This window comes from Agrobacterium sp. 16-2014-1-2a (assembly GCF_053522705.1).
In genome coordinates, this window is record NZ_JBNWBX010000001.1 from 797,944 (window position 1) to 818,034 (window position 20,091).

The window sequence follows — 20,091 nt, forward strand, 5'->3', positions numbered from 1 at the left end:
ATGACCGAAGAATTGCGCAGCTTCTATCCCGAGATCGAACCCTTCGAGAGCGGCATGCTCGATGTCGGCGATGGGCACACGATCTATTGGGAGCGGGTTGGTACACGCGGTGCGAAACCGGCGGTTTTCCTGCATGGCGGTCCGGGCGGCGGGGTAAACCCCACGCATCGCCGCGTTTTCGACCCGGCACTTTACGACGTCATCCTGTTCGATCAGCGCGGCTGCGGTCGCTCCACGCCGCATGCGGAACTGGAAGCCAATACTACCTGGCATCTGGTTGCCGACATTGAAAGGCTCCGTGCGCTGTGCGGCTTTGAAAAATGGCTGGTTTTCGGCGGCTCCTGGGGCTCGACGCTGGCGCTCGCCTATGCCGAGACTCATCCCGAACGCGTGAGCGAACTGGTGCTGCGCGGCATCTACACGGTCACCAGGCCGGAACTGGACTGGTATTACCAGTTCGGCGTTTCTGAAATGTATCCCGATCGCTGGGAAAACTTCATAGCGCCAATTCCTGAAGCCGAGCGCGGCGAGATGATGCAGGCCTATAATCGCTATCTCACCGGTACGGACGAAGCCAAGAAGCTCGAATGCGCGCGAGCATGGAGCCAGTGGGAAGGCGCAACCATCGCCCTTGTTACCGATCCGGCGCGCGTCGAGGATTTCGGCGAGGATAAATACGCCATCGCCTTCGCACGCATCGAGAACCACTTCTTCGTCAATCGCGGCTGGCTGGAGGAAGGGCAATTGCTGCGCGATGCAGGCAAGCTTCGCGATATTCCGGGCGTCATCGTGCACGGGCGTTACGATATGCCCTGCCCGCTGAAATATGCCTGGCAGCTTGCCAAGGCCTGGCCGAAGGCGGATTTCCATATTGTCGAGGCAGCCGGGCATGCCCTGAGCGAACCCGGTATTCTTGACCAGCTGATCCGCGCAACCGATCGTTTCGGGGGGAAATAGGCAGGCCTTTCAGATGCTTGAAGCGGCCTGATGAGACAATGATTCACGCAGATTTTCGTGCGTGGATCATCCCTCCGATCGCAAAGTCGCCTGTTTCAAGAGCAAATCGCCTTTTATTCATGCAGTTTTTCTCATGAACGCTTCACGGAAATGAATTGGCCCGCGCTACGCCGATCCGTTATGAAGGGCAATCCCTAATAATTGGCGGTACTCCCATGGCACTCGATAAAACGCTTCCGGCCCAAGAGGGCGGCGATAGCGCACGCGGTTTTGCTTTCGCGCTCTCCGCATATCTGCTGTGGGGATTCCTTCCCATCTACATGAAGGCGGTTGCGCATATTTCGCCGATAGAGGTCATCGTGCACCGCGTCATCTGGTCAGTGCCGATCGGCGCCGCCGTCCTCATCGCTCTCGGTCGCACGGCGGAAATCCGCACTGCGCTGAAAACCCCTAAAATGCTCGCCATGGCAAGCCTCACGGCTGCGCTCATCAGCATCAACTGGGGCATCTATATCTGGGCGATCGGCGCGGGCCGCGCACTCGATGCCGCGCTCGGCTATTTTATCAATCCGCTGTTCAGCATCTTCCTCGGCGCGGTACTGCTCAAGGAAAAGCTTTATCCGGCGCAGATCGCCGCCATCGGCCTCGTGGGGCTGGCCGTTGCGATCCTCACCTGGCATGCGGGCAGCCTGCCATGGGTTTCCATTGCGCTCACCGTGTCCTGGGGTTTTTACGCCTTCTTCCGCAAGACGCTGCCAATCGGCGCCACACAGGGCTTCCTGCTTGAAGTCATGCTTCTTTCCGTTCCGGCCGTGCTGGTGCTAGCCTGGCTTGCCATTAGCGGACAGGCGCATTTCATGGCCGGCAATGCGACCGACACCTGGCTGCTTGCGGCCAGCGGCATCGTCACCGCCGTTCCGCTTATTCTTTATGGCAATGGTGCAAAGCTTCTGCGGCTGTCGACCATCGGCATCATGCAATATATCGCTCCGACGATGATCTTCCTCATCGCCATCTTCATCTTCAAGGAACCGTTCGACATGGTGCGGATGGCGGCCTTTGCAATGATCTGGGTGGCGCTGGCGATCTACACCGCATCGAGCCTGATGCGGCTGAAGCGATAACCTTCCGCGTCATGCCAGCTCTCCACATTCCCGTATCTGTAACGGGAATGTGGGTCTTCAATAATCGACCAGCAATTGCGGTGTCGCGTCATAACCGAAGCGCGGTTTGACGCCGAGAAGTCCAGCCGTCTGGGTGATGATTTCACGGGTCACGGGTGCGGCCGTCGAGGCAGCCGTGCGTCCTCCGTTCACGCCGGTCCTGGGGGCGTCGATCATCGTCAGAACGACATATTTCGGCTTGTGCATCGGAAAACCGGCAACGAAGGCGTTGAAATTGATATCCTTGGCATAACGGCCATTGATGACCTTGTCGGCGGTTCCTGTCTTGCCGCCAACGTGAAATCCTTCCACCTGCGCACCCCTGCCCGACCCTTTGATGCCGTTCCAGTTGAACAGGTAACGCATATCGGCGCTCGTCTTTCCGTTGATGACGGTGCGGGAAAGCACTGCCGCATCCTCTCGGGAACGCGGCAGGAAGGTCGGCGAAATAAGGCTGCCGCCATTGATGAGCGCAGCTGCTGCCACCGCCGTCTGCAAAGGCGTCGTGGCAACGCCATGGCCGAAGGAAATAGTGACGGAATTGATCTTCTTCCATGTTCTCGGCTGGGTTGGCGTGGCAACGCCAGGCATTTCCGTATCCATTCTGGAAAGAAGTCCCAGTTTCGTCAGGAACTGCTGGTGGCCTTCGACCCCGACCTTGTCGGCAACAGCCGCCGTGCCGATATTCGATGAATATTGAAACACTTCCGGGATCGACAGCGGGCGGTTCCGGCCCTTGAAATCCTTGATGGTGAAGCCGCCCATGCGGATGGGCCGCGACGCGTCAACCACCGAGTTGAGCGTTATGGCACCTGCATCCAGTCCCATGGCAAGTGTGAAGCTCTTGAAAGTGGATCCCATCTCGAAGGTCGCATTGCTCATGCGGTTGAACCAGCCCTTTTCATACTCCCTGTCGATGCTGCCATCGGCAAGGGTGCGGGAAGGCTCGTTCGGGTCGTAATCCGGCACCGACGCCATGGCCAGCACCTCGCCCGTCTCCACATCCAGTATCACTGAACCGGCAGCCTCCGCCTGATAGGCGGTTTTCGCCTTGAGCACGACCTCACGCACGATGTTCTGCACCCGCAGATCGATCGACAACCTCACCGGCTCCAGCGGTGCACCGCTGGCAAGGCCGGTCGCGCGCAAGTCGGCCAGTCCCTGCTGGTCGAGATAACGTTCCATCCCCGCAAGGCCCTGATTGTCGACATTGACGTGGCCGATGATATGCGAGGCTGCGGGGCCACCCGGATAAAAGCGCCGTTTCTCCGGCCGGAAACCGATGCCGGGGATGCCGAGGTTGAGAATATCGGCCTGCTGGCGCGGCGTCAGCTGGCGCCGCAGCCATTGAAAGCCGGTGTCCGAGCGCAATCTGCGGTGCGTCTCGCGCCAGTCGAGATTGGGGATGACGGTTGCGAGCTTCTCGACAACCTCATCCGCGTCCACGACCCGACGCGGATCCGCATAGAGCGACACCATGTTGAGATCGGTCGCGAGCAGAGTGCCGTTGCGGTCGAGGATATCGGGACGGGAGGCGACCGCTGTAGCGCCGGTATTGATCCATGCGGTCGCAATGGGTTCGGCAAGGCCGTATTGGACAAGCCGTGCTGCAACGACGCCGTAGATAACGGCAAAGACGGCGATCAATATTCCGAGCCGCTTTTTCGCGTCCACCCGGCGGCGGGCAGCGGAACCGAGGATCGCATCCCTGCCCTGAAACGGACTTCTCTGAATAATAAAATGCGCCCGGCTTTTCAGCCGCACCAAAAAAGCAATCATTCCCCAATGAGCCCCGCTATCATGGCGGCGAAAATCAAATTCCGCGCTCAGCCTACGCCTTGTAGACGCTGGCACAGGATCGGGCGCGGAGCCATGAAAACAGCGGGCGGGGCGATGCCGCAGTCAAATCTCTATTAATATACACTTAAAATTGTAACGAACCTCGTGGCGGCCCGTTAACATTTATTCGATGCCTAGAGACGGGAAATTACCGAAGGGTCGCCTTCCGGGTTCTGCTGCGCAAGCGCCCGGTCGATGATGGCGGGCACGATGTCCTTGACCTCATCGATGACCAGCGGGTTCAAAAGATGGGCGCGATGGATGAAACCCTGATCGCGCATATGCTGCACAAGTTCCAGCATCGGGTTCCAGAAGCCGTTGATATTGGCGAAGACAATCGGCTTGGCGTGACGGCCGAGCTGCGCCCACGTCATGATTTCGACGATCTCTTCCAGCGTGCCGACGCCCCCCGGCAGCGTTACGAAAGCATCCGAGCGCTCAAACATCATATGTTTGCGCTCATGCATGTCCTTGGTGACGATAAGCTCGTTCAATTGTCCGAGAGAATGGCGTGTAGCCTCCATATCGACCAGAAATTCCGGTATGATTCCCGTTACTTCGCCGCCGTTGGAAAGAACGCCGCTGGCGACCGCGCCCATGATGCCCTTGGTGCCACCGCCATAGACCAGGCGAATGCCGTTTTCGGCAATGGATTTCCCAAGCGCGCGGCCTGCTTCCATGTGAGCCGGGTCACGTCCGGGCTGGGAGCCGCAATAAACGCAGATGGATCGAATCGCTGTATTTTTGTCCGTCATGATGGGAAGGAACTATGCCGGATGCGACACGTCAAGAAAATTTGGGAAATCCCTTGCAAATATGGCCTTTTACGGCCACGCCGCTTGTCTGGGGCAAGGTAAGACGCTAGCAATCTGAACTCGTGTAAAAAGCTTACAATACCCGGAGATTCCAGGATGAAAAACAATAAAGCCGGTTTGCTGGCACTGATCGTGCTGGGCATCGCGTCCCTGCTCATGATCTTTTTCGTCCTGCCTAGAATTTCCAATGACGGCAAACCGATCGGCGATGCCATCAACGAAGCGGGCAACGCAGTGAAGAACAGCGTTGAAATGGGCAGCGACAAGGCGGGAGACATCCTGTCCGACGCCGCTCAGGAGACCGCCAATATCGCCGACAAGGTCGGGCGCCTCGCGGCTTCCGCAACCCAGTCGATCAAGGATCTGACCACGCTTTTCGCCGATAGCAAGGTTCCGTCCGACGCCGACTTTGCGGCAGCACGCAAGAAGGTCGAGGCATCGCTCAAGGAACTGACCAATATCGAAATTCCCGAGACGCTGGATGAAACGACGTCGCGCCTCATCACCACGGCGCGCACTGCGGCCGAACGCACCACCGCTTTCCTGCGCGGTCTGCCGGATAGTGCAGCGGCGGCGGCAGCACAGGTTCGCCGTCTGGCGGGCGTCTTCACCGGCACCGACGATGGGGCTGCACAGCAGCCCCAACCCGCCGCTCCTGCCGCCGATGCAGCGCAGTCCACATCGGGCGCACCGACCTTTGACGTGCTTCGCGTCGAGCCCGATGGTTCGGCTGTGGTCGCAGGCAAGGCACAGCCCGGCTCGAAGCTTGAAATTCTCAGCAACGGCAAGGTGATCGCGCAGACGACCATCGACGGATCGGGCGATTTCGCCGCCGTTTTTGACAATCCCCTGCCACCGGGCGACCATGAGCTGGTGCTGCGCTCGACCGACGCCAGCGGCAAGGCAACGCAATCCGAAGAAGTCGCAACCGTTTCCGTGCCCAACGGCAAGGCGGGCGAACTCTTGGCAATGGTGTCCAAGCCCGGTGAAGCAAGCCGCGTGCTGGCAATGCCGGAGGCGGCACCTTCAGCACTCCAGCCCCCGCAAGCCGCGCAACCGGGTCAGTCGGCAACACCTGCCGCCACCACGACGCCCGCGCCTGCCGCTGGTACCCCGGCTCCGTCCGGTGCCGCAGCTCCTCTGACTTCGACCGTTCAGGTAACCGCCGTCGAATTCGAAGGCTCGAAGATTTTCGTTGCGGGTTCCGCGCCTGCCGCTTCGAGCGTGCGCGCGCTGGTCGATGACAAAGAAATCGGCAAAAGCACCACGGAGGCCTCCGGCCATTTCGTCATCGAGGGCAATGTCGATCTTTCCGTCGGCAGCCATATCATCACTGTCGAAGAGCTGAATGCCGACGGCACGGTGAAGGTGCGCGTGCGCGTTCCATTCGAGCGCCCGCAGACCGACCAGGCAACCGTCGCCATGCAGGCACCGTCCGCAACGCCATCCGCCGCCACGACGACCGCGCCCTCTGAAAACCAGAGCACGGCAAGCGACCGCGCTGCATTCGAAAAGCTGCGCACGGATGTCGCCAAGGCCTTCGGCATTCTGTCCAATCTCTACAAGGATCAGGCCACACCGGCGCTCGACCAGGCCATTGCCGGCCGCTCCGCCGTGGTGATCGGCCTCAAGTCGCTCTCCGAGTTCCGCACTGCCGCCGGCACCGAGCCGTCCTTTACCGCCTTTGCCGGCGATATCGCCGCCAAGGCACGTCAGCTGCTGACATCGGTAGAGGCATGGCCGAACGACGTTGCCGGGATCGGCAAGGGCATCGCCACGCTGGCAAGCCGCCTTGCCGACCTCCACATCATCGCCCCGCCCGCACCTGCACCGCAGGCGCCCGCCGGTCCGCAGACCTTCGAGCAGCCGCCGCTTGCCGAAAGCCAGAACAGCGTCATCATCCGCCGCGGCGATACGCTGTGGCAGATTTCCCGCCGCGTTTACGGACAGGGTGTGCGTTACACCACGATCTACCTCGCCAACGAGGATCAGATCAAAAATCCTGACCTGATCGAGCCCGGCCAGATTTTCGGTGTGCCGGAGAAGGCCCTGCCGAATGCGGAAGAACTTCATCGCAAGCGTCTGAAGAGCGGTTCCTGATCGTTCAAGACATTGCGGTGACCCCGCAACAACCCTACCTGTGACAAGCACGGCGGCTTTCCAGAGCCGCCGCCCTGCTGTCGGCTTCCGGCAGTGCCCGGAGCAAATGATGGCCACCAAGAAAAAAACCATTTCGGCGGATTCCAGCAATCCCACGCAGACCCTCATCAACCTCTGGCCCTACATGTGGCCGGAAGGCCGCCTTGACCTGAAAATGCGGGTAATCTGGGCGACGGCGTTTCTCGTTGTCGCCAAGCTGGTGCTGATCCTCGTTCCCTATTTCTTCAAATGGGCAACGGATGCGCTGAACGGCAAGCTGGACATGGTCGGGCTGGTTCCGGCCTTCTTGCTCGGTGCTGTCGCGCTTGTCATCGCCTATAATCTGACGCGGCTGATACAGGTCGGGCTCAACCAGCTGCGCGATTCGCTGTTTGCCAGCGTCGGCCAGCATGCCGTGCGCCAGCTCGCCTACCGAACCTTCGTGCACATGCACCGGCTTTCCCTGCGTTTCCATCTGGAGCGCAAGACCGGCGGGCTTTCACGGGTTATCGAGCGTGGGACCAAGGGCATCGAAACCATTGTCCGTTTCACCATTCTCAACACCGCCCCGACCTTCATCGAATTCCTGCTGACGGCGATCATTTTCTGGACCTCCTACGGCTTTTCCTATGTGCTGGTCACGGTTGTCACCGTCTGGGCCTATATCTGGTTCACCGTGCGGGCCAGCAACTGGCGCATCTCCATTCGCCGCGCCATGAACGACAGCGATACCGACGCCAACACCAAGGCGATCGATTCACTGTTGAACTTCGAAACCGTCAAATATTTCGGCAATGAGGAGATGGAGGCGAAGCGCTTTGACGTTGCCATGGAGCGTTACGAAAAATCGGCGATCTCGATCTGGACGTCGCTCGGCTGGCTGAACTTCGGCCAGGGCGTGATCTTCGGCATCGGCTCCACTGTCATGATGTTGATGTCGGCGATGGCCGTGCAACGCGGCGAGCAGACCATTGGCGATTTCGTGTTCATCAACGCGCTTCTGCTGCAGCTTTCGGTACCGCTGAACTTCATCGGTTTCGTCTATCGTGAAATTCGCCAGGGATTGACCGACATCGAACAGATGTTCGAACTTCTCGAGGTCGAGGCCGAGGTTACCGACAGGGCGGACGCGAAGCCGCTTGTGGCCGGACCGGGTGCCATTTCCTTTCGCGACGTGCATTTCGCCTACGATCCGGAAAGACCGATCCTGAAGGGCATTTCCTTCGATGTGCCTGCGGGCAAGACGGTGGCTATCGTCGGTCCTTCGGGTGCCGGAAAATCGACGATCTCGCGGTTGCTTTATCGTTTCTACGATATTCAGGAAGGCGCCGTCACCATCGACGGGCAGGACATTCGCGACGTGACGCAAAAGAGCCTGCGCTCGATGATCGGCATGGTGCCGCAGGATACCGTGCTGTTCAACGATACGCTCGCCTACAACATCCGTTACGGACGCCCTTCGGCAACGACCGAGGAGGTCACGGCAGCGGCGGATGCGGCCCAGATCAGCGCTTTCATCGGCAAGTTGCCGGAGGGTTACGCCACCATGGTTGGCGAACGGGGCTTGAAACTTTCCGGCGGCGAAAAGCAGCGCGTGGCGATTGCCCGAACCATTCTGAAAGCGCCGCCGATCCTCATTCTCGATGAAGCGACCTCTGCGCTGGACACCCATACGGAACAGGAAATCCAGAGCGCGCTTGATATCGTTTCGAAAAACCGCACGACGCTGGTCATCGCCCACCGCCTCTCCACCGTCATCAGCGCTGATGAAATCATCGTGCTGAAGGAAGGTTTGATCGCCGAGCGCGGAACCCACGCCTCGCTGATGGCACAGAACGGGCTTTATGCCTCGATGTGGAGCCGCCAGCGCGAAGCCATCCGGGCAGAGGAAATGCTGCGCCATGTTCGCGAAACCGACGATCTTGGCGTTGTGGACCGCGGCGAACCCGCGCATTGACGGGCATAAACCCCTGACAACGGGGCGGCACACCAACCGGACCATTGCCGGGCGGGGAGTTTGGCTGTAACCAGCTAGGCGAACTTTGTCGCATGCCCGTATGGATGATGTCGTATCACGACCATATACCGACACGGCAGGCGGAAACCGGAGCAAGGAAACTTATGAATCTGTTCGACACCATTCGCAACACCATCGTACCGATCCACAAGGAAGGCTACGTCTTCGTGGCCGCCTTCTTCGTCGCATCGCTGGTGCTCGGCTGGATATCCGAACCGCTGTTCTGGGTCGGTCTGGTGCTGACGGCCTGGTGCGCCTACTTCTTCCGCGACCCCGAGCGCGTGACGCCGCAGGATGACGACCTGATCATCAGCCCTGCCGATGGCAAGGTGTCCGCCATCCAGACCGTCGTTCCGCCGCTGGAGCTGGAACTCGGCAAGGAGCCGATGGTGCGCATTTCGGTGTTCATGAACGTGTTCAACTGCCATGTGAACCGCGCGCCCGTGCGCGGCCGTATCGTCAATGTCGCCTACCGCCCCGGCCTCTTCCTCAATGCGGAAGTGGACAAGGCCTCCGAAGACAATGAGCGCAACGGCCTCGTCATCGAGACAGCGCATGGCAAGGTTGGCGTGGTGCAGATTGCCGGCATGGTCGCCCGCCGTATCGTCTGCTGGGTCAAGCCGAATGAACCAGTTGATGCCGGCGAGCGTTTCGGTCTTATCCGTTTCGGTTCGCGCCTCGATATCTTCCTTCCCGAAGGTTTTCAGCCGCGCGTTTCGGTAGGCCAGACGGCAATTGCCGGCGAAACGGTTCTGGCCGAGTTCGGCTCCGCCAAGGGTCCGGTCCTTAGCCGTCGCGGCTGACGAAAACAGGAAGGGCATGCGCCATGGAAACGCCGATCTCGGAGCCGCAACAGAACGGAAAACATGAGGGCCGCAACGACAGCGGCCGTGGGCCGCGCCTGAGGGAAATTCCCTTTCGCCTCGTGATACCCAACCTCATCACCGTTCTGGCCATCTGCGCGGGCCTGAGCGGCGTGCGCCTTGCCATTGAAGGCCGGTTCGAGCTGGCCGTGGGCATGGTGCTGCTTGCCGCCTTCCTCGACGGCATCGACGGGCGCATCGCCCGGATGATGAAGGCGACATCCAAATTCGGCGAACAGATGGATAGTCTGGCCGACATCGTCAATTTCGGCGTCGCCCCTGCCCTCGTCGTCTATATCTATATGCTCGATCAGGCTCGTTCGATAGGCTGGATCGCCGCCCTCATCTACGTGATTGCCGCAGGCCTTCGTCTGGCGCGCTTCAATGTCATGATCGAGCGCCCGGTGAAGGCGCCGTGGCAGAACGAATTTTTCGTGGGCGTTCCGGCGCCGATGGGCGCCATGCTGGTGCTTCTGCCTGTTTATCTCGGCTTCCTTGGTGTCGAGCCGGGCAAGCCCTTCGCCTATATCGCCGCCGCCTACACCGTGTTGATCGGTTATCTTCTCATCAGCCGCCTGCCGGTCTGGTCGGGAAAGTCAGGTACCAGCCGCATTCGCCGCGATCTGGTGCTGCCGATGATCCTCGTCGTCGTGCTTTACGTCGCGATGCTGATGAGCTTCACCTGGGAGGTACTGGTTCTGACGGTTGCTGCCTATCTCGTTTTCATCCCCATCAGCGCCCGCCTCTGGCACCGCCGTTATGGCACGCTGACGATTGAGGAAGACGCGCATGACGACGCCAATGGCGGCAACGGCCTCGATCGCGGTATTTGAAACCGCAGGTATTATTTTTCTCCCACGAACCGTCGTTTGATGTGACACAAAATGTCGCAGCCCGAAAAACGGGCTTCGCTTTCTTTCGCCTCGAATCCGTCAAGATTACCCGCGAGAGAAGTAGCTCACACGTATCGAAACGGCGATTGACGTGAATTGTGGAGAAAGAGAAATGACGAACGAGACGAAGGCACAGCCGCAGGCGAAGCCCGACCTCAACAGCCACTACCGACCGCTCGGACTGAAGGCCGTTGCGGCCGCAGCCCTGATGCTGAAGCGCAAGCCCGCCGCCAAAACCGCTTGAAAACATTCGCTTTTCTTAAAAGCATAGCATCCAAGGCCTCGCAGACTTTGCGATGGTAACGGTCAATCCGAAAAAACATCCGGATAAATGTGCGGCGCTAATATTAGCGCCGTCTCCGTTTGTACGGCCCCCATCAAGAACCGCATAACCGGCCTGTTTTATAAAACTTCCCGATCTGTAACGAAGCTGCAACCAAAACGAAGTAAAGTATTCGACTTCCACGGGACGACTGTACGGATAGTCTCGCATCGACTACTGAGCATCAAAAAAATTTCTACTTTAGCGATTCTTCCTGCTACAGCGAACAAGGCCGATTTTCGATACCGTTGACAGGCGGTATCGGACCAATTCGGATGTTGCGGGAAAACCAACGAAGACGGGCCATGGGGGGCTTCATACGGCATGCAGGATAAAATCCTTCTGATTGAAGATTCCGTTGCTCTTTCCATGCTGCTGAAGTCGCGGCTTTCGGAGGAAACGGCAGCCGAAGTGATCCATTGTGACAGCATGGCGCAGGCCGATATCCTGCTGCGCGCCCATGATTTCACGCTGGCACTCACCGGTCTCAATCTGCCCGATGCGCCGAAGGGTGAAATTCTCGCACTTCTTGCCGACCACAAGGTGCCGGCGATCGTCTTCACCGCCACCGTGGATGAGGAGGCGCGCAAGCGCTACGCCGAAAAGAAGATCATCGACTACATCGTCAAGGATGGCCATCGCACCGTTGATGCCGTGGTGAAAACGGTCGACCGGATTTTGACCAACAGACTGTTTTCCGTGCTGGTGGTAGATGACGTGCGGACGGCGCGTTCCGGCCTCGTGGAAATCCTCGAACGGCAGAATTTCAGGGTCAGCGAAGCCCATTCGGGCAAGCAGGCGCTGGAAATCCTGTCGCAGGACCCATCGATTCAGCTCGTCATCACCGATTATCATATGCCTGACATGGACGGCTACGAGCTGACGCGCCGCATCCGCGACAGCCGTTCCTCGGAAGACCTGCGGGTCATCGGCATCTCGTCCTCCACGGACCGGCTGCTTTCGGCAAGCTTCCTCAAGGCCGGAGCATCGGATTTCGTCTACCGCCCCTTCGTGCCGGAAGAATTGCAGTGCCGCATCGACAACAATATCGAAACGCTGAAACAGCTGAAACGGCTGCGTGAACTGGCAGAGCGGGATCATCTTACCGGATTGCCGAACCGCCGCTCCTTCTTCGAGCGTACGCGGGCGCTGATGGACGTCATCAACGACAATGACGAGAACGGCGCAGTCGCCATTCTCGACATCGACCATTTCAAGAAGATCAACGACACACTGGGGCATGATGCCGGCGACAGGGCGCTGAAGAAGCTTGCCGAACTGCTGCACGACATGTGCCATGAGCAGCGCCACATTCCCGCGCGCCTTGGCGGCGAGGAATTCGCCGTGTTCCTGCGTGGGCTCAATGCGCATGCCGCCTATCAATTCTGCGAGGAGCTGCGCGGCGCCGTCGAAAAGAACGGCCGCCAGCTGAGCGGCAGCAGCCTGGCGCTGACGATTTCGCTCGGTGTCGTGGAAATCGAAAAGGGCGAACCCTTCGACAATCAGCTCAATGCCGCAGACCAGCTGCTCTACCTCGCCAAGGCGAACGGCCGCAACCGCGTCTATTCCGATATCATGATCCAGGAAGGCCTGCAGAAAATCGGGCGAAACGGGTAAGACGGACGCAGGATGGGCAACTGTGGAGTGACCGGGTCGATCCGCGATGACCAGCCTCGAATGCCAGCAAGCACATCAGAACAATGACATCTGGCCATCATCCTTAGGTAGCCTCATTTTCGCGAGCGGCGCGCTTTCCGGCACCGGCTCGATAAGGTCAGCGCCGACATTAGCGACCTTGTTGACCTTGTCCGATACCGGGATCATCTCGAAAAAATCATCCTGAACCGGGCGCATCAGGTCGGCCACCTCGCGCGGCTCCTGCGTCTTGCAATCCAGCCAGCGGCTGAAATCCTCCGGCGCGATTACCACCGGCATACGGTCGTGAATGCGGCCGATCGCGGCGTTGGCAGCGGTGGTTAGGATGGTGCCGGTATCGACCTCGGATCCGTCAGCGGAAGACCACGTCTCCATGAGGCCGGCAAAGGCGACGATGCCGCCGTTCTTCGGGCGGATGAAATAGGGCTGCGGCTTGCCGCCCTCCTCCTTCGGCGGGCGGCGCCATTCGTAAAAGCCGGTGGCAGGCACCAGCACGCGGCGATGGCGCATGGCGGCGCGAAAGGATGCCTTGCCGATGGCCGTTTCCGAACGCGCATTGATGAGCAGGGGGAAATCCTTCGGGTCCTTGACCCAGCCGGGCAGAAAACCCCAGCGCACCAGCATGGCCCGACGGTTGGGCAGGTTACTGCCGCGCTCCTGCCGTTCACCCTCCAGCACGATCAGGATCGGCTGTGTGGGCGCGATGTTGAAACGGGCGGGAAAATCTTCAAGGCCGATCAGGTCGAGATAATCGGCAATCTCTTCCGGTGTCGCTTTGAGCACGAAACGTCCGCACATTGTCTGCTCCTCAGGCCCGGGGACCGAATAAAATGATAGCCGTGCCCGCGAGGCAGACGGCACCGCCGGCGATATCCCATCTATCCGGTACTTGCCCCTCAACGCCCCAGAGCCAGAGAAGCGATGCGGCAATGTAAATCCCGCCATAGGCAGCATAGGCCCTGCCCGCGGTCTCGGTCGGCACAAGCGTCAAAGCCCAGGCGAAAGCGGCGAGCGCCAGCATGCCTGGCAGCAATATCCAGCCTGTCTTGCCAAGCTTCAGCCACGCCCAGAAGGAAAAGCAACCGGCGATTTCCGCAACAGCCGCCAGGGCATAAATAAGATAGACCTTCATTCCACCGTCTTCTGCGTGCACAATCGATCCGATTCCCGAATATACCATCGGTATTCCCGGACCAATATAGACAGGCCCAAGACGGCTGAAACAAGCGAAACCACTCATGACCCTTCGTATCAAGCCCCGCCCCGCCTCCTCCGCCATCGTCCGGAATGGAGATCGGCTGCTGCTCGTGCGCCGTATAAATCCGCCGTCGAAAGACATGTTCGCATTTCCGGGCGGGCGCGGCGAAGAGGGTGAAACGCCAGCAGAGACGGCGCTGCGCGAACTTCAGGAGGAAACCGGTATCGTCGCGCGTAAACCGCAGCTGTTTGCGACCTATGACCTGCCGTCGCGCGACCCCGAAGGTGCGCTGACGAGCCACTATTTCCTCTCCGTCTTTACCGTGGAAACGGACGCGGACCCGGCGGTGACGGCGGCCGACGACGCGGCGGATGCAGGCTGGTTCACATTGTCGGAAATCCGCCGGTTGCCGGCACCGGAAAGCGTCGTCGAATGCGCCGAGCGGCTGCTTGCATGATTGCCAGCCAGGCAGAATCGCTATTATCTAGAGGATGTCGCGCAACACTGTGCAGCAGTTTTGCGATAACGACATGATATAGACCTAAAGCTGACGGGGCGGTCTGAAAGACCGCGATGGCTTTAGGACCAATCCGCCCGCCGGGTGTTCACGAGTGTGTGTGGGGCAGAATAAAATTTTGATACGGCCAACCATTTTCCTGTCTTTTTTCCTGACCATGCTTGTACCCGCCGGGCAAGACGGCGTCGCTCATGCGCAGCCTTCGAAGGCTGCTTCCAGTGAGGTTCGCCCGCCGGAAGCACAACCGCCCAAACCCGCTCCCTATGACGACAGGCTGGCACGGCTGTCGGAGATATTGGGGGCGGTGCAATATCTGAGAACCCTGTGCCCTTCCTCCGGTCCGGAGGACTGGCGCAAATCGATGAGCGATCTTCTGGCGGCCGATACGGCCAACGAACCAGAAAGGCGCCAGCGCATGACGGCTGCATTCAACCGTGGATATCGTTCCTTTGCGGCCATCCACAGCAGTTGCACACGCGCCGCCGTCATGGCAGAAGAGGGCTACCGTAACGAAGGGGCAACACTCGCCCAGGAAATTGCGTCCAGGTTCGGAAATTAGCGGATTGTTAACCTCTTTTCGCCGCAGCCCGTGCCGTTTTGATAAAAGGCTGCTAGTGTTGTTAACAGGGTGGTAAGGACTTGCCCGCCCTGTCGAGGATGAAAAATGCAGACGAGCCGTAACGAAATCGACGACATGATCGTGCATGAAAAGATGCAGGTCGCTCTGGAACACCAGAACGAGGCATGGGCTGACGGCATGGCCGACGGCATCGAGCCGGAGATCATCGCCGATGCCGCAATCGCTCTGGCCATGCGCGAAACCATCCGTATGCACGGCGAAGCCGGTGCCGAAGCAATGCTGGAATCGCTGCGCCAGCGCATGCTTGAAGGCGAATTTTCCCCGCAGCGCGTGATACAGTAAAGTCGGGGTCTGTCATGTCTTGCCTGAGCAAGGGGCTTTTGCGCTCTTCCGCCATGCTGTCCATCTTGGCTGCCTTGACCGCCGGGTCCATTGGTTTGCCCAGCCGCGCCTTTGCGCTTTCCGAGCTGAAACCCGCACAAAATACCGAAGGCGAGCCGCAAGCCCAAAGTGGCGAACAGCCGCAACGGCCCCAGGCTCCTGAGCCCGACGAGATCGAAGGTGATTCGGACGGCATTCCACTGCCCGACCCTCTGGTCGACCGTTCCGCCGGTCAATCGACCCAGCAACCCGCCAAGCCGGGCAACACGCCGGAAATGTCGGTCGTTATCGAGCATGATATTTCAAAGGCGCCGGAAGCTGTGCGCAAGCTTCGCCAGCAGATCATCGACGCCGCTTCTTCGGGCGATATCGAAAAACTGCGGCCTTTCATCGCCGCCAGCGACAAGCAGTTCCGTATCGACGGCAATGACAGCGACGACCCGATCGCAGCGCTGAAAAGCTATTCCGGCGACCCCGACGGTCTGGAAGTGCTGGCGATCATCATCGATCTGCTTTCCACGGGTTATGCCCATGTCGACGCCGGCACCCCGGATGAAGCCTATGTTTTCCCCTATTTCTCCGGAAAGCCGCTCAATACGCTGACCGCGCCGGAAAAGGTCGAGCTGCTGCGCATCATCACGGCGGGCGATCTGGCTGATATGCAGGAATACGGTAATTACAGCTTTTACCGCATCGGCATTTCGCCCGATGGCAAGTGGAAGTTCTTCACCGCCGGCGATTGATCGCGCGGCGGTGCTTGCCGTTCTTTTGCAAAAATCCTAACTGTGCGGCATGAGCAATTCAGCAGAAGCGCGTCGCGGTTCTGCAAGTGGAACTGCGCGAAAACAAAAAGAGAGCATTTCTGCAGATTGCCTCGGGCAGCCCTCAGCGACCCTAGCCGGAAATGCTTTCGATGAACCGAACGGTGATGCCATGCCTTCCGCCTTTCTTGCCGACCGCCGCCTGATCAGAGTTTCCGGCACGGGTGCCGAAGAGTTTCTGAACAATCTGATCACGGCCGATGTTGAAAACCTGCCGCAAGGCGAGGCGCGCGCCTCGGCACTTCTGACGCCGCAGGGCAAGATCCTGTTCGATTTCCTGATCACGCGCGATGGGCCGGATTATCTGATCGAATCGGGCGCTGCCGAACAGGATGCGCTGCTGCGCCGCCTGACCATGTACAAGCTGCGCGCGCCCGTTGATCTCAAGGCCGAACCGATAGAAGGCGTAAGCGTTTTCTGGAGCGAAAGTGTGCCGGAGGCGGACGCGAAGGACGGCCGTTTCGCCAAGGCCGGCATCAATCTGTTCCGCGTGCCGGGTGCTTCGGCCTCGGGCGACATAACGGCATATGATGCCCTGCGCATTGAGTACGGAATTGCCGAATCCGGCCGGGATTACGCGTTGCAGGATGCTTTTCCGCATGATGTGCTGATGGATGTGAATGACGGCGTCTCGTTCAAGAAGGGTTGCTTCGTCGGTCAGGAAGTCGTCTCGCGCATGAAACATCGCGGCACGGCAAGACGGCGGGTCGTCACCGTTTCGGCTGAAAGCGCGCTTCCCGCAACCGGAACAGAAATCACCGCCAATGGAAAACCGGTCGGGGCGCTTGGAACCGTTTGCGGCAACACGGGACTTGCCATCGTGCGGACAGACCGCGTTGCCGATGCGCTCGCCTCCGCCACGCCGCTCATTGCCGAGAATGTTCCCGTGACTGTGGCCTTGCCGGCCTGGAGCGGCATCTCCTTCCCCGTCGTCGATCCTGCGGTACAGGCGGAGGAATAGGCGTGGCGCCCGCTAAAAGTCCGCGCGCCTGGCAGCGCATGCTTTCTGGACGGCGGCTCGACCTGCTCGACCCCTCACCGCTCGACGTAGAAATCGCCGATATCGCCCATGGTCTTGCCCGCGTCGCCCGCTGGAATGGCCAGACGCGCGGCGATCATGCCTTCTCCGTCGCCCAGCATAGCCTCATCGTCGAAAACATTTTCTGCCGCATATGTGCGAATGCGACGCCCGACGATATGCAGATGGCGCTTTTGCACGACGCCCCGGAATATGTCATCGGCGACATGATATCGCCGTTCAAATCAGTGGTCGGCGGCGGTTATAAAACCGTGGAGAAAAGGCTGGAAGCGGCCGTGCATCTGCGCTTTGGCCTGCCGCCGCATGCCTCGCGCGAACTGAAAGACCGCATCAAGAAAGCCGATACGGTTGCCGCCTTTTTCGAGGCGACGGAGCTTGCCGGTTTTTCCATTGCCGAGGCACAGAAATTCTTCGGCCTGCCGCGCGGCATCACCCGCGATATGTTCGACATTATCCCGCTTCCCTCGACCGAGGCGCAGAAGCGGTTCGTTGAACGCTTCGAGGCGATCGAGGCGATGCGCGTGGTCAAAACCGGCAACGCGGCTGGAGGGGTTAAATGACTTCCATCGTCGTATCGCCGTTGTCGCGGATCGCGGAAATGGCCGTGAAGCACAAAGCCCGTGAAATGGTGACGCTGATCGCAAAGGAGCAGACCTTTCACCGCCCGGCGGTGATCTCAGCCCAAAGGCACCTGACCCTTGCGATGAATGACATCAGCTTCAAGGGCACCGGCGATCTCATCGCGCCTGACGATGCGCATGTGCTGCGGCTGATCGATTTCGCCCGCGAATGGGACCAGTCCGCACCGCTTCTCATCCATTGCTGGATGGGCGTGTCGCGCTCTCCTGCCGCAGCCGTCATTGCAGCACTCAGCCTTTATCCGGATCAGGACGAGATGGCGCTTGCGCTCAGCCTGCGCACCGCATCACCCTATGCCACCCCCAATGCCCGCATCATCGCAATCGGGGACCGGTTGCTTGGGCGGGATGGCAAGCTGGTGGCGGCAATCAAGACGATCGGCAGGGGCGCGGATACGGACGGCAACGTACCCTTCGTGCTGCCTCTCTCCAACTGACGGCTCCGTTTTTGGCGGAACCCCTGCGGCATCCAGTCGTTACCAAAGTAGAACAGCAATAAGAATCACGGGATAATTCATGGAACAACAGGCAACGGATATCATCGTCGCATCGCAGGCAGCGGTACGGCAGGCAAGCACGCTGGCGGTGCAATATTCCTTTTCGATCATCGGTGCGCTGCTGCTTCTGATCATCGGCTGGCTGGCCGCGACTTTCCTGCAGCGCTGGGCTTTTCAGGGTCTGTCCCGCATCCGCGGCTTCGATGCGACGCTTGCCGGTTTCTTCGCGGGTGCCATCCGTTACGTGGTGCTTATTCTGGTGCTGGTCATGGTGCTTGGCCAGTTTGGTGTACAGACGGCCTCCATTCTTGCGGCACTCGGCGCTGCCGGCCTCGCCATCGGCCTGGCGCTTCAGGGCACATTGCAGAACATCGCCGCCGGCATCATGCTTCTGGTGCTGCGTCCCTTCCGGGTTGGCGAATATATCGAGACTGGCGCCGTGAGCGGCACGGTGATCGAAATCGGCCTTTTTGCGACCGAGCTTAAAACCAGCGATGGGCTTTACCGCCTTGCGCCAAATTCCACCCTGTGGAACGTGCCAATCACCAATTACAGCCGCTTTCCCTCACGCCGCCACGAATTGAGCCTGACGGTTAAGAGCGACGAGGATCTGGCTGCGGCGCAGGATATGCTGATGCGTGTGGTGCGCTCGGAAAGCCGGGTGCTGCTGGACCCCGCCCCCGTTACCTTCGTCGATTCTGTCAGCGCAGACAGCGCCACGGTGAAATTGCGCTACTGGGCGCGTAGCGACAATTACTTCGCAACCACGCGTGACGTGACGAAGGCAATGAAGCTCGCTTTCGATGAGCGCAAGGCGGAATTAACCGCACAAACCGCGTGAATTGAGAGCGTCCCAGCCGCTCCCTTCTCCATGCAACTTTTTCCCATATGAAAGCCGACCCTGAGCCGGCTTTCACCATTTTTCGCGCAAGGGTGGCGGCAGGCGCTCTTGCGTCTGGCGAAGGACGTGTTTATACGACCTATGCGTAATGTTATTACATAACTTACCCTTCGATTTATAACCACATAAGGGCCAGAAGAATGCAAAAAACCATCACCCGCGTCACCGGCGCGCTTGCAATCGGTTCCATGCTGCTGATGACAGCCCCGGCACTGGCGGCCGGAAAAGACAAGACGTCCACCGCGCATAGTCACAGCCACGACCACAGCCATGGCCAGACCGAAGCCGAGAAACAGATCTACAAGGGTTACTTCGAGGATGCGCAGGTGAAGCCACGCATGCTTTCAGACTGGGAAGGTGACTGGCAGTCAGTCTATCCCTATCTGCTGAACGGTTCTCTCGATGGGATCATGGCGGAGAAGGCAGCCCACGGCGACAAGACAGCAGCCGAATATCGTGCCTATTACGAAATTGGCTACAAAACGGATGTCAATCGCATCACCATCAAGGGCGACAACGTGGCGTTTTATAAGGAAGGCAAACCAACGCAAGGCACTTATGTCAGCGACGGCCAGGAAATCCTGACCTACAAGAAGGGTAATCGCGGCGTGCGGTACATCTTCAAAAAGACCGGCGGCGATGCGGATGCACCGCAATTCATTCAGTTCAGCGATCACACCATCGCGCCTAAAAAAGCCGGCCATTACCACCTCTACTGGGGCAATGACCGCAAGGCCCTTCTGGACGAGGTGACCAATTGGCCAACCTATTATCCGTTCCAGATGGATGGCCCTGAGATCGTCGAGGAAATGGCGGCGCATTAAGACCGCACTCTTCCTGGTTTTCCGCAGCCTG

At 59.4% G+C, this 20,091-nt stretch carries 21 protein-coding genes; 17 read left to right on the forward strand and 4 right to left on the reverse strand.

The genetic code is table 11. From position 1 onward, the window contains the following. Both pip and rarD read left to right on the forward strand, forming a co-directional pair. Window positions 1–957, forward strand: coding sequence for a prolyl aminopeptidase (gene pip / locus ACQZ45_RS04025; protein ID WP_113291445.1), 957 nt, complete (start codon window positions 1–3; stop codon window positions 955–957). Window positions 958–1,172: 215 nt separating this feature from the next. Next, window positions 1,173–2,081 (forward strand): EamA family transporter RarD, encoded by a 909-nt coding sequence (gene rarD, locus ACQZ45_RS04030; protein ID WP_003512314.1) that lies wholly within the window; start codon window positions 1,173–1,175, stop codon window positions 2,079–2,081. A 57-nt stretch (window positions 2,082–2,138) separates the two neighbouring features. On the opposite strand, the gene ACQZ45_RS04035 is transcribed toward rarD, so the two are convergent. Both ACQZ45_RS04035 and ACQZ45_RS04040 read right to left on the reverse strand, forming a co-directional pair. After that, a complete protein-coding gene (locus ACQZ45_RS04035; protein ID WP_113291444.1) occupies window positions 2,139–3,899 on the reverse strand; it encodes a peptidoglycan D,D-transpeptidase FtsI family protein in 1,761 nt (586 codons plus the stop codon). 194 nt (window positions 3,900–4,093) lie between these two features. After that, a complete protein-coding gene (locus ACQZ45_RS04040; protein WP_003512311.1) occupies window positions 4,094–4,714 on the reverse strand; it encodes an LOG family protein in 621 nt (206 codons plus the stop codon). A 156-nt stretch (window positions 4,715–4,870) separates the two neighbouring features. Between ACQZ45_RS04040 and ACQZ45_RS04045 the strand changes: the two genes are divergently transcribed. The 6 genes from ACQZ45_RS04045 (at window position 4,871) to ACQZ45_RS04070 (ending at window position 12,625) form a co-directional block, all read left to right on the forward strand. Next, window positions 4,871–6,874 (forward strand): LysM peptidoglycan-binding domain-containing protein, encoded by a 2,004-nt coding sequence (locus tag ACQZ45_RS04045; protein ID WP_013635820.1) that lies wholly within the window; start codon window positions 4,871–4,873, stop codon window positions 6,872–6,874. A gap of 109 nt (window positions 6,875–6,983) precedes the next feature. Then, window positions 6,984–8,870: an ABCB family ABC transporter ATP-binding protein/permease gene (locus ACQZ45_RS04050; RefSeq protein ID WP_013635819.1), complete on the forward strand. Its 1,887-nt coding sequence runs from the start codon at window positions 6,984–6,986 to the stop codon at window positions 8,868–8,870. 164 nt (window positions 8,871–9,034) lie between these two features. Beyond that, window positions 9,035–9,733: a phosphatidylserine decarboxylase gene (locus tag ACQZ45_RS04055; RefSeq protein WP_003512305.1), complete on the forward strand. Its 699-nt coding sequence runs from the start codon at window positions 9,035–9,037 to the stop codon at window positions 9,731–9,733. 23 nt (window positions 9,734–9,756) lie between these two features. After that, window positions 9,757–10,626, forward strand: coding sequence for a CDP-diacylglycerol--serine O-phosphatidyltransferase (pssA, locus tag ACQZ45_RS04060; protein WP_003512304.1), 870 nt, complete (start codon window positions 9,757–9,759; stop codon window positions 10,624–10,626). A 172-nt stretch (window positions 10,627–10,798) separates the two neighbouring features. Next, window positions 10,799–10,930 (forward strand): hypothetical protein, encoded by a 132-nt coding sequence (locus tag ACQZ45_RS04065; protein ID WP_003496883.1) that lies wholly within the window; start codon window positions 10,799–10,801, stop codon window positions 10,928–10,930. Between the two features lie 402 nt (window positions 10,931–11,332). Further along, complete coding sequence (locus ACQZ45_RS04070) at window positions 11,333–12,625, forward strand: GGDEF domain-containing response regulator (RefSeq protein WP_065688173.1); 1,293 nt, start codon at window positions 11,333–11,335, stop codon at window positions 12,623–12,625. Window positions 12,626–12,700: 75 nt separating this feature from the next. On the opposite strand, the gene ACQZ45_RS04075 is transcribed toward ACQZ45_RS04070, so the two are convergent. Further along, window positions 12,701–13,462: an SOS response-associated peptidase gene (locus tag ACQZ45_RS04075; RefSeq protein WP_111783192.1), complete on the reverse strand. Its 762-nt coding sequence runs from the start codon at window positions 13,460–13,462 to the stop codon at window positions 12,701–12,703. Between the two features lie 10 nt (window positions 13,463–13,472). Further along, window positions 13,473–13,796, reverse strand: coding sequence for a YnfA family protein (locus tag ACQZ45_RS04080; protein ID WP_026330795.1), 324 nt, complete (start codon window positions 13,794–13,796; stop codon window positions 13,473–13,475). Window positions 13,797–13,902: 106 nt separating this feature from the next. Here ACQZ45_RS04080 and ACQZ45_RS04085 point away from each other — a divergent pair, with 106 nt between their 5' ends. The 9 genes from ACQZ45_RS04085 (at window position 13,903) to ACQZ45_RS04125 (ending at window position 20,060) form a co-directional block, all read left to right on the forward strand. Continuing rightward, window positions 13,903–14,319, forward strand: coding sequence for an NUDIX hydrolase (locus ACQZ45_RS04085; protein WP_003512297.1), 417 nt, complete (start codon window positions 13,903–13,905; stop codon window positions 14,317–14,319). Window positions 14,320–14,497: 178 nt separating this feature from the next. Then, window positions 14,498–14,938 (forward strand): TIGR02301 family protein, encoded by a 441-nt coding sequence (locus ACQZ45_RS04090; protein ID WP_003512294.1) that lies wholly within the window; start codon window positions 14,498–14,500, stop codon window positions 14,936–14,938. 105 nt (window positions 14,939–15,043) lie between these two features. Continuing rightward, window positions 15,044–15,301 (forward strand): hypothetical protein, encoded by a 258-nt coding sequence (locus ACQZ45_RS04095; RefSeq protein ID WP_003496894.1) that lies wholly within the window; start codon window positions 15,044–15,046, stop codon window positions 15,299–15,301. Window positions 15,302–15,315: 14 nt separating this feature from the next. Beyond that, window positions 15,316–16,083, forward strand: a complete 768-nt coding sequence (locus ACQZ45_RS04100; RefSeq protein ID WP_026330794.1) for a hypothetical protein — start codon at window positions 15,316–15,318, stop codon at window positions 16,081–16,083. Between the two features lie 190 nt (window positions 16,084–16,273). Then, window positions 16,274–17,122, forward strand: coding sequence for a CAF17-like 4Fe-4S cluster assembly/insertion protein YgfZ (ygfZ, locus tag ACQZ45_RS04105; RefSeq protein WP_035251747.1), 849 nt, complete (start codon window positions 16,274–16,276; stop codon window positions 17,120–17,122). Between the two features lie 2 nt (window positions 17,123–17,124). After that, window positions 17,125–17,760 (forward strand): YfbR-like 5'-deoxynucleotidase, encoded by a 636-nt coding sequence (locus ACQZ45_RS04110; protein ID WP_003512289.1) that lies wholly within the window; start codon window positions 17,125–17,127, stop codon window positions 17,758–17,760. Next, on the forward strand, window positions 17,757–18,275 hold the full coding sequence (locus ACQZ45_RS04115; RefSeq protein ID WP_003512287.1) for a tyrosine phosphatase family protein: 519 nt from the start codon (window positions 17,757–17,759) through the stop codon (window positions 18,273–18,275). The genes ACQZ45_RS04110 and ACQZ45_RS04115 overlap by 4 nt, the downstream gene beginning before the upstream one ends. A gap of 79 nt (window positions 18,276–18,354) precedes the next feature. After that, window positions 18,355–19,176: a mechanosensitive ion channel family protein gene (locus ACQZ45_RS04120; RefSeq protein ID WP_019565366.1), complete on the forward strand. Its 822-nt coding sequence runs from the start codon at window positions 18,355–18,357 to the stop codon at window positions 19,174–19,176. Between the two features lie 200 nt (window positions 19,177–19,376). After that, on the forward strand, window positions 19,377–20,060 hold the full coding sequence (locus ACQZ45_RS04125) for a metal-binding protein ZinT (protein ID WP_038490476.1): 684 nt from the start codon (window positions 19,377–19,379) through the stop codon (window positions 20,058–20,060). The last annotated feature ends 31 nt before the right edge of the window (window positions 20,061–20,091 follow it).

What these genes read in the sequence shown, in the direction of transcription:
- pip (WP_113291445.1), top strand. Translation starts at nt 1, where the DNA reads ATGACCGAAGAATTGCGCAGCTTCTATCCCGAGATCGAACCCTTCGAG.
- rarD (WP_003512314.1), top strand. Translation starts at nt 1,173, where the DNA reads ATGGCACTCGATAAAACGCTTCCGGCCCAAGAGGGCGGCGATAGCGCA.
- ACQZ45_RS04035 (WP_113291444.1), bottom strand. Translation starts at nt 3,899, where the DNA reads ATGATTGCTTTTTTGGTGCGGCTGAAAAGCCGGGCGCATTTTATTATT.
- ACQZ45_RS04040 (WP_003512311.1), bottom strand. Translation starts at nt 4,714, where the DNA reads ATGACGGACAAAAATACAGCGATTCGATCCATCTGCGTTTATTGCGGC.
- ACQZ45_RS04045 (WP_013635820.1), top strand. Translation starts at nt 4,871, where the DNA reads ATGAAAAACAATAAAGCCGGTTTGCTGGCACTGATCGTGCTGGGCATC.
- ACQZ45_RS04050 (WP_013635819.1), top strand. Translation starts at nt 6,984, where the DNA reads ATGGCCACCAAGAAAAAAACCATTTCGGCGGATTCCAGCAATCCCACG.
- ACQZ45_RS04055 (WP_003512305.1), top strand. Translation starts at nt 9,035, where the DNA reads ATGAATCTGTTCGACACCATTCGCAACACCATCGTACCGATCCACAAG.
- pssA (WP_003512304.1), top strand. Translation starts at nt 9,757, where the DNA reads ATGGAAACGCCGATCTCGGAGCCGCAACAGAACGGAAAACATGAGGGC.
- ACQZ45_RS04065 (WP_003496883.1), top strand. Translation starts at nt 10,799, where the DNA reads ATGACGAACGAGACGAAGGCACAGCCGCAGGCGAAGCCCGACCTCAAC.
- ACQZ45_RS04070 (WP_065688173.1), top strand. Translation starts at nt 11,333, where the DNA reads ATGCAGGATAAAATCCTTCTGATTGAAGATTCCGTTGCTCTTTCCATG.
- ACQZ45_RS04075 (WP_111783192.1), bottom strand. Translation starts at nt 13,462, where the DNA reads ATGTGCGGACGTTTCGTGCTCAAAGCGACACCGGAAGAGATTGCCGAT.
- ACQZ45_RS04080 (WP_026330795.1), bottom strand. Translation starts at nt 13,796, where the DNA reads ATGAAGGTCTATCTTATTTATGCCCTGGCGGCTGTTGCGGAAATCGCC.
- ACQZ45_RS04085 (WP_003512297.1), top strand. Translation starts at nt 13,903, where the DNA reads ATGACCCTTCGTATCAAGCCCCGCCCCGCCTCCTCCGCCATCGTCCGG.
- ACQZ45_RS04095 (WP_003496894.1), top strand. Translation starts at nt 15,044, where the DNA reads ATGCAGACGAGCCGTAACGAAATCGACGACATGATCGTGCATGAAAAG.
- ACQZ45_RS04100 (WP_026330794.1), top strand. Translation starts at nt 15,316, where the DNA reads ATGTCTTGCCTGAGCAAGGGGCTTTTGCGCTCTTCCGCCATGCTGTCC.
- ygfZ (WP_035251747.1), top strand. Translation starts at nt 16,274, where the DNA reads ATGCCTTCCGCCTTTCTTGCCGACCGCCGCCTGATCAGAGTTTCCGGC.
- ACQZ45_RS04115 (WP_003512287.1), top strand. Translation starts at nt 17,757, where the DNA reads ATGACTTCCATCGTCGTATCGCCGTTGTCGCGGATCGCGGAAATGGCC.
- ACQZ45_RS04120 (WP_019565366.1), top strand. Translation starts at nt 18,355, where the DNA reads ATGGAACAACAGGCAACGGATATCATCGTCGCATCGCAGGCAGCGGTA.
- ACQZ45_RS04125 (WP_038490476.1), top strand. Translation starts at nt 19,377, where the DNA reads ATGCAAAAAACCATCACCCGCGTCACCGGCGCGCTTGCAATCGGTTCC.